Raw genomic sequence first — 7442 nt, forward strand, 5'->3', positions numbered from 1 at the left:
CAATGGAGCTACCGGATGAAGATTACGCCAAGATCCTCTTTGAGATGTCGTCAGAAATGCCAGAGCGCTACAAAGCCATCATCTGCGAAATCTTTGATCGCGACCTCTCCAAAACCCCAACCATCCGCGGCATGGCCTTTAATGCAGATGCAACCGCCCTCGTCAAACTCCTAGACATCGGCACAAGACAAGCCTTCGTCATGACACAAAACATATCAAACGCTGCGGAGTAATCTTAGTAATAAGAATACTGTAAAAAAGACAAAGAAAAAGGGGCTGCTCATATGAGCGGCCCCTTTTTTGATGCTTATTCAGATGCAGCCTCAGAGATGACCTCTGTTGGGGCATCTGGAGCTGTCTTATCCTTCTTTTTTCTTTTCGTGCGGCGTCTGCGTGGTTTGCGGTTTGCACGGCGTTTTTGTTTTTGGATGGATTCATAAACGCGATAGCCGAGCAAGATGGCAACAAGAGCTGCATAAATATAGGGTTCGCCATTTTCTTCATTGGCAGCCAGAATAAAGTGCCACGCCACAATGATGTTGAGGACATAAGCGCTTTTATGGAGGCGACGCCAGACTTTTGGGTCCATCTTTTCGCGGATGCTCTTGAAAGAAGTAATCGCAAGAGGCGCGATGATGAAGAAGGAGACCAGACCAAGGAAAATGAACGGACGCTTATAGGCATCTGCCAGCATGTGATCGAGATCGAATGTCCATTCTAGCGAGACATACACAATAAAGTGCAGCATCGTATAGAAGAAGGCATAGAGACCGATCATACGGCGATATTTATGAACCGCTTTAATCTTGGTGAGTTCGGCAAAAGGTGTAATGGCGAGCGAGACGATCAAGAAGGTAAAAGCCCAATCCCCAAGATAGCGGTTGATAAAGCCAACCGGAATATTTTCGTGATCCACACCCCAGAGATAACCGCCAAGCAGCATACGACCCAAGAGCCATGCAAAAGGCAGTCCTGCGGTGAGGAAAATAAGTGGGCGCCAGCTGATCTTGACCTTCTTTTTCAAGACATGGTTGCTGTCTTCTTCAACCTGGTTCATCACCAGCCAGCTGGCAAAGATCACCACCATAAGCTTACCGCTTGCCATTAAGACAAAAGGTGCGCGCGGACCAACCGCATCAAAATAATAGCCGCCACTTTGCACCAGCATGATAATGCCGATGCTACCGGCAAGATAGATCATACCAAGGACAGAACCGAGCAATGCTTTGGGCGCAATATCAACGGTGAGCACTTTTAGTGTAACAGTTGCCCCACCATGACCGATGCCGATCAGGATCAACGGTAAAGCCATGCCCCAATCATAGGGGTTGGAAAAGAGGCTGAGCCAGACATAGCCCACAGCAGAAATTGAGAGGCTTGCCCCGATCGTGGTGATACGGCTATGGCGCTCAATCAAATGCTGCCAAAAGGGAATGGAACATAAAACACCCATGCCCATAATGCCAACCATGGTGGCAGCGTGGGCGGTGGCGTAAATGCGGCTTACGCCAATGATATCGGCAATGGAGATACACCAAAGCGAATAGAACAGGCTGACAACTACCAAATCCATACGGGTGTAAAAGGCCGCAGCCACAGCCAGTTGCATGCGCGGATCACCTGAAACAAGGTCCCAGACGCGCAACAGTGGGTGGCGTTTATCTTCTTCAACAAAATCAGCCACATCATGCAAGGCATATCTTGTCACCCATGCCCCAAAGCCACCAAAGAGAACAAGGCTGAAGGTGATGAGCTCAATACCATATTCATATTCAGCAATTTGCATGACAATAGCGGTTAAGATAGTGCCGCCAAAAACGATCATAAAGACCGTATTGGTCATTAATTGTGGTCTGTTTTTAAAGTCAGAGAGATCACCAACAAGGGTCAAAAGCTGGATTTGAACCGTATCAGAACCAAGGGTCACCAACACACGGGCAAAATAAAAGGCAAATAGACCACCCACACCAAGATAGACACCAAGCTCGTAACTCAGTGGTGTGAGAAAAGCGCCAATACTGATGAACAAAAAGGCAAAAAAGATAATCGGCACACGACCGACTTTATCGGATTTAAAACTGAAATAACCCACACATAAGATGGAGACCATTTCGGCAACCACCTGAATATCTGCGTTAATCTCACCTTCTTTTTCAAAAGGAATATTGAAAATCTGATCAAGCAGAAGGGGCTGAACCGAGACTGCCAAGGCACCAATAAGCGTACTAATGGCTGACAGCAGATAAATGCCGTTCCATTGATGGCTTTTAAATTGGGTGGAGGGTTGGAAAATTGACATTTCTTTTTATCACTCCACCATCATCGCAGTAGGGTCCCACAAGCCTGTCAAATGGGAATTACGTATAAAACAGGATTTACCATTTACACCAATTGTCGTGGCATAAGCCAGCTCGCTGCGGTTTTGCGGATCATCAGCGGCGGCTTGGCCCTTAATAAACATGCCTTTAAAGATGCGACAGTCTTCTGATTTCAAGAACCAATAGGGTGCCAAATCAATCCACATAGGTTGTTTGATACCATTATCCACCAACACAGTCACATTGCCCGGGTCAATCTTCGGATTTCTTGGGAAGACGCGGGTGACTTTACCTTGAAAACGGAAGAAGGTGAAAACTTCATGGGCTTCTTTATCAAGAGGCTTGGCTTTAGGGGGAAAACGCAGAGATGGTTTTTTCTTCACATCGCGCTGCCCGGTTTGCATGGCAGCCGTTACACCAACGGCCCCACCTTTTGGTGCGGTCACATTTTCTTGCAGATTATTGACGTAACGGTGGCAATTCCCACAAGGCTGCTGGTCGCGCTCATCCCCATGGGGAGAAGGCGCGCCCACTAAAATGGGAATGCGGAAATCTTTACTTTGGTTGGGGTCTGGCGGCAAAATCGCATGACAGGTTGAACATGTCATTTTCTCTTTACCATCGGTATGAGGCGCAGGCGTGCCCAACGTGATAGGCGGGGCATCTTCGTATGAATGGTCTTCCCATGGGTTATCTTCAACAACGGCGACAAAGAAAATGCCAAGGCTAAAAGCAATACCTAAAGCCATAACCCACTCTGCCACACTATGGGGGATATATTTCAACGAACAGACCCTTAATTTAAAATCATTCAAAACTCAAAAACGCACGTGCGTGTGTAAATGAGTTTTTTGTGATTATAAAGCATAAATTATCAAAGTCAGCAAGTGGTTTCACCATATAAAGGTATGCAATTACCATTTTTACAGAAGTTGATACCGCATCGCAATAACCCTAGAGAAAAAGCGGATTACAGGCACAATCTATTATGATGGGATTATTCGCCAGATGCTTCTTTAACCGAATAGCACAAGACCTCAAAGCTTGGGCCGTTTTCGCTAAAGGTTTTGGTCCATTTGCGCGAGACTTTTTCAAACTCGAAATTGTCTTTTTTGATTTCTGGGCGACGATAAAGCTCATCCAAAACCAAAACTTCACCGGGCTCGGCCAATGGTTTCAGGCGCGCCATGGGCGTGATGGAATTGATAATCAGGTCTTTGGCATCAGAATCGGCAGATGTACAAGATGTCACACTGCCCCAATTGACCCCAACATAGGCATCGGTTTTCATATCGCGCAAGATATTGAGATAGCCCCGCGCACATGTAAGCGCAGTATTGGGGTTTTCAAAGGCACCAAAGAATGCTTCCCCACGCGCCGCCATCGCCACGGCCTCATCGGTATGAAGGAAGTAACGATTGTAACGGCGCAATAGATCAAGGAAGTCCTGTTCTTCTTCGCTGCTCTTTTCATTAAACTTCGGCAAGCATAGCGTTACAATAGCAGCTTCTTTTGTCTCATAGATATTATAAGCATTTTCGTCGAAATCATCTTGGACCGGCTGCGGCTCGGGCACTGGTTCAGGTTCAACTGGGGCCTCAAACATCTCCTCAAGAGAGGGTTCCGGCTCAACAATTTCTTCTTCGATGATTTCGGGTTCTGGCTCAAGCTCAGGTTCGGCCTCTAGCTCGGGCTCAATAATGGGCTCAGGCTCAGGCGCATCAACAAGTAAGTCCTCACTTAGATCTTCTTCAAGCGCAGGTTCTTCCATTTCTGGCTCTTCAGCCAGTAATTCTTCTTCTTCAGCAGCCTCATCCATCTCAGGATCAGGGCCAAAGAGATCATAATATTGTTCAAGTAATGTGCCGCGCAGGTCCGCCCCACCGAAATAAGCACCGCTTGTATCAGCATTGGTAAAGTCTGCGCCTGTCAGGTCCGCATCGCGAAAATCTGCCCCGGCTAGGTTGGCACCTGTAAGATTAGCACCAGACAGGTTCACCCCGGTCAAGCGTGCGCCACACAGGTTTGCCCCTGTTAAGTCCGCACCAGACATGTTGCTTTTACCAACAACCGCTGCACCGGAAAGATTGGCCCAACGCAACTTGCTACCAGCCAAGTTCGCTTTATGCAGATAGACACCCGCACAATTGGCGCGTTCCATATTCGCACCAGCAAGTGAAATGCCTTCCATATTGGCACCGGCCATATTGGCACCGCTTAGGTCCCCACCACTGAGGTTGGTTTGCTTTAAATTGGCTTGGGTGAGAAGGGCTTCTTTAAGATCAATTCGGGCGAGGTTAACCGCTTTAATTTCGGCATGCGAAAGGTCCGGTGTCACGTTTTTCTCGGACTCCCGCCACGCATTCCATTCAGTTGAGCCTTTGCCCAAGTTCTGAAGATGATAGACGTTTGACATATCGCACCCGCATATAACGGTAATTTAACCTACAAGTTTAAGGGTTTTCATGTTTCGAAAACAATTCTCAAACTCAACCTATGCGATTCATTTTAAAGGATTAATCGTTGTTAATCAATGGTTAAGAAATAGCCCTATACAGGCACAGGTGCAAGGTGTCCTTATGGTTGAATTTATGCCAGCTCAACCCACAGCTTTTTGCAGCTCTTCACGCAAGATTTCCTCAGCACTACGCTTAAAGGGGCGTGCAGCTAGGGGGAGAACAACTTGGGCCTTTACAGAATGTTCAAGTGCGGCAACCGCCCCCTTGATCTTGAAGCCTTTCACCTTTGCGGTAAAACGAAACAGGCGGCCTTCGCGCTCAAACACCGCATGACTCAGCTGTTTATTATTCTCACTTTGGCTTTTCAGGAAGTTTTCCAGACGGCTGGCGGCTTCTTCCTGTTCCAATGTATGTTTTACTTCAAGATCGATCTTGGACATTGATACCCTAAACTTCTGTTTTGCGCGCTAGCTTTAATATGCGCTCAATGCGTGGAACTGCAATAGATTTAGACTGCATCACTTTAATAAGCAACTCCGTCCATTCCCGCACAACCGGATCAGGCGATTTTCTCAGTTGCATAAAGAGGGCTGAGCGCCCACCAGAGACAAAATCATCAGCCGTAAAGATCATATTCTGGCCCGTGTTGTATGTTTCATACAAGCTGGGGTCAACGATCAGGGCGCGCAAAGACAAGATAATGACGAGCATTGAGAAATGATCCAATGCTTTATCAAAATGATAATAATCACGTCTTGGATGTTGATAACTTGGCCCACCAATGGCGATGGAATCGAATTTTGCCAAGGCAGGGACAAACATAGAATCATAATCAATCAGGCGTAATTGACCATCGGTTGTGATTAAAACGTTATCGTGCTTTAAATCCCCATGGGCAATTTTCTTGCCCAACATATCAAGGCAAAGGTTTGCCCATGCCTTGGTAATGGCTGCTAATCCACGGCGGTTTTGATTAACACATTGGCGCTCAATCACCGCACCGAGTGTTTCACCCTCCACCCATGGCATGACAAGAACCGGATAATCCCCACTTGGGGCAATGTTGGATGTCACATAAAGCTCATCTGGGATATATTGCACATCAATTAAATAACGTGCTTTCAGCTTATCAATGGTAAGCGAAACCCCACGGTGGCGTTTTTCAAGATCAGGCAGATCATTAATAAAACATTTGATCGCAACGGCTTCATCGCGCCCTTCCACATAAGCCTTGAACACAACGGCAAAGTTGCCCGCCCAAAAAATGGGTTCGCCCTGATGGTCAAAAAATGGCTTTGGTTTTAGCGTGGCAAAACGCCCTTCAAAATTTCGAAGTGCGTTTTTATAATCTGTAATTATTGGATACGCCATTGTCTTCCCTTCTTCCCCTTAAAAAGGTCATTCTGACATTCGCTCACTGCCCGCCCCCATTTTCTTCTTCAGCCTTGAACGCAATCATGGCTAAAGTTGAATCATCATTAGGCAGTAGCCCTTCTTCATAACGCTCACCCACCATCTTTTGATAGCCCTCTTCAGTGTCTAAAGAGGTGAATAAACGCTCAAGCTCGTCTTTAAAATTACCAACGACCTCTTGTGCATGTGCGCGTGCATAATTGGCAACAGGCGTGCTGCCACTTTGCACAAGCTGGCGATATTCTGCCAGTAATTTAGTCTCGTCATCACTCAAATTTGGCTTATTTTGCCCAGCCAAAAAGGCGAGATAACGCAGTAAAATATAAAGCCCCATACCATCAGAGGCCAGCACGACCATGGCTTCTTTATCACTTTTATAGCTCGCTGATTGCACCTGTTCGGCCTTGGGCAGGTCTTTCCAATTGAGCAAAAATGGATCAGCTTCTTGTGAGGCAAGGCTTCCCGGTAAGCAGCCAGAAAGATGAATGTCCTCGCCCTCAATTTCAAAAAGGTAAAGCGTGCTGTCACCATAGTTCAGGCAATCCAGCACCACATCCTCACCGTCTTTTTTCAACCAGCAAGACACCAGTGTTGAAAAAGACCCTTCCTTAACCAGCTTATTGTGCTGACCCGGATTATTGGCGCAAAGTGATTTGCTATGGGTTGAAAACTCTTCCCAAAACCCGTCAATCCAGCCATTAAGATCATCATAAGTTTTTATGGGTGTATCTGGCAGTTTTGTCACCAGCTTTTCAGCCCATGCCCCACAATACATCCCCGATGAGCCCGCCCCATCAGCCACAGCAGCTAAAATATGATCGCCTGCGCGCTTGAGGCGAAAACGATCTTCATTTTGGCGCACAACTGCTTGTACACTGGCATTAATCACATCATTTTTCGGTTTGGCTGTTGTTTGACCTTTAACTTTTAAGGTCTTCACCAAAACCAGAGCAACGTCATTTTCGTCCTCAATAACGTGCGCCGCACAACAGGTGCTTTCTTGTGAACTCACTTTGGTCTTACTCCGCAGCGTTTGTCATGTTTTGTGTCATGACGAAGGCTTGTCTTGTGCCGATGTCTAGGAGCTTGACGAGGGCTGTGGCATCGGCGTTAAAGGCCATGCCGCGGATGGTTGGGGTTTTGGAGAGGTCGCGATCAAAGATTTCGCAGATGATGGCTTTGTAGCGCTCTGGCATTTCTGAAGACATCTCAAAGAGGATCTTGGCGTAATCTTCTTCCGGCAGCTCCATGG

The 7442-nt window shown here is 46.9% G+C and carries 6 protein-coding genes and 2 pseudogenes; 1 reads left to right on the forward strand and 7 read right to left on the reverse strand.

What is annotated here, in order from left to right; translation table 11 throughout:
• A pseudogene (locus tag MTBPR1_RS09005) lies at window positions 1-233 on the forward strand (hypothetical protein); the annotation flags it as partial.
• 74 nt (window positions 234-307) lie between these two features.
• Here the strand turns inward: MTBPR1_RS09005 and mamZ are convergent.
• From mamZ to MTBPR1_RS09040, 7 genes and pseudogenes are all read right to left on the reverse strand, one after another.
• Window positions 308-2299 (reverse strand): magnetosome biogenesis transporter MamZ, encoded by a 1992-nt coding sequence (gene mamZ / locus MTBPR1_RS09010; protein WP_069188698.1) that lies wholly within the window; start codon window positions 2297-2299, stop codon window positions 308-310.
• 9 nt (window positions 2300-2308) lie between these two features.
• Complete coding sequence (gene mamX, locus MTBPR1_RS09015; protein ID WP_083222996.1) at window positions 2309-3103, reverse strand: magnetosome protein MamX; 795 nt, start codon at window positions 3101-3103, stop codon at window positions 2309-2311.
• Window positions 3104-3315: 212 nt separating this feature from the next.
• The gene (locus tag MTBPR1_RS09020) at window positions 3316-4734 is read right to left on the reverse strand and encodes a pentapeptide repeat-containing protein (RefSeq protein ID WP_069188699.1); all 1419 of its coding nucleotides are present in this window, start codon (window positions 4732-4734) and stop codon (window positions 3316-3318) included.
• Window positions 4735-4917: 183 nt separating this feature from the next.
• On the reverse strand, window positions 4918-5217 hold the full coding sequence (locus tag MTBPR1_RS09025; protein ID WP_069188700.1) for a polyhydroxyalkanoic acid system family protein: 300 nt from the start codon (window positions 5215-5217) through the stop codon (window positions 4918-4920).
• A 7-nt stretch (window positions 5218-5224) separates the two neighbouring features.
• The gene (locus tag MTBPR1_RS09030) at window positions 5225-6148 is read right to left on the reverse strand and encodes a protein kinase domain-containing protein (RefSeq protein WP_069188701.1); all 924 of its coding nucleotides are present in this window, start codon (window positions 6146-6148) and stop codon (window positions 5225-5227) included.
• Between the two features lie 43 nt (window positions 6149-6191).
• Window positions 6192-7202, reverse strand: a complete 1011-nt coding sequence (locus MTBPR1_RS09035) for a hypothetical protein (protein WP_069188702.1) — start codon at window positions 7200-7202, stop codon at window positions 6192-6194.
• Window positions 7203-7209: 7 nt separating this feature from the next.
• Window positions 7210-7442 (reverse strand): annotated as a pseudogene (locus MTBPR1_RS09040) (hypothetical protein); the annotation flags it as partial.

Origin of the sequence: Candidatus Terasakiella magnetica, assembly GCF_900093605.1 — a bacterium.
Classification (GTDB): domain Bacteria; phylum Pseudomonadota; class Alphaproteobacteria; order Rhodospirillales; family Terasakiellaceae; genus Terasakiella; species Terasakiella magnetica.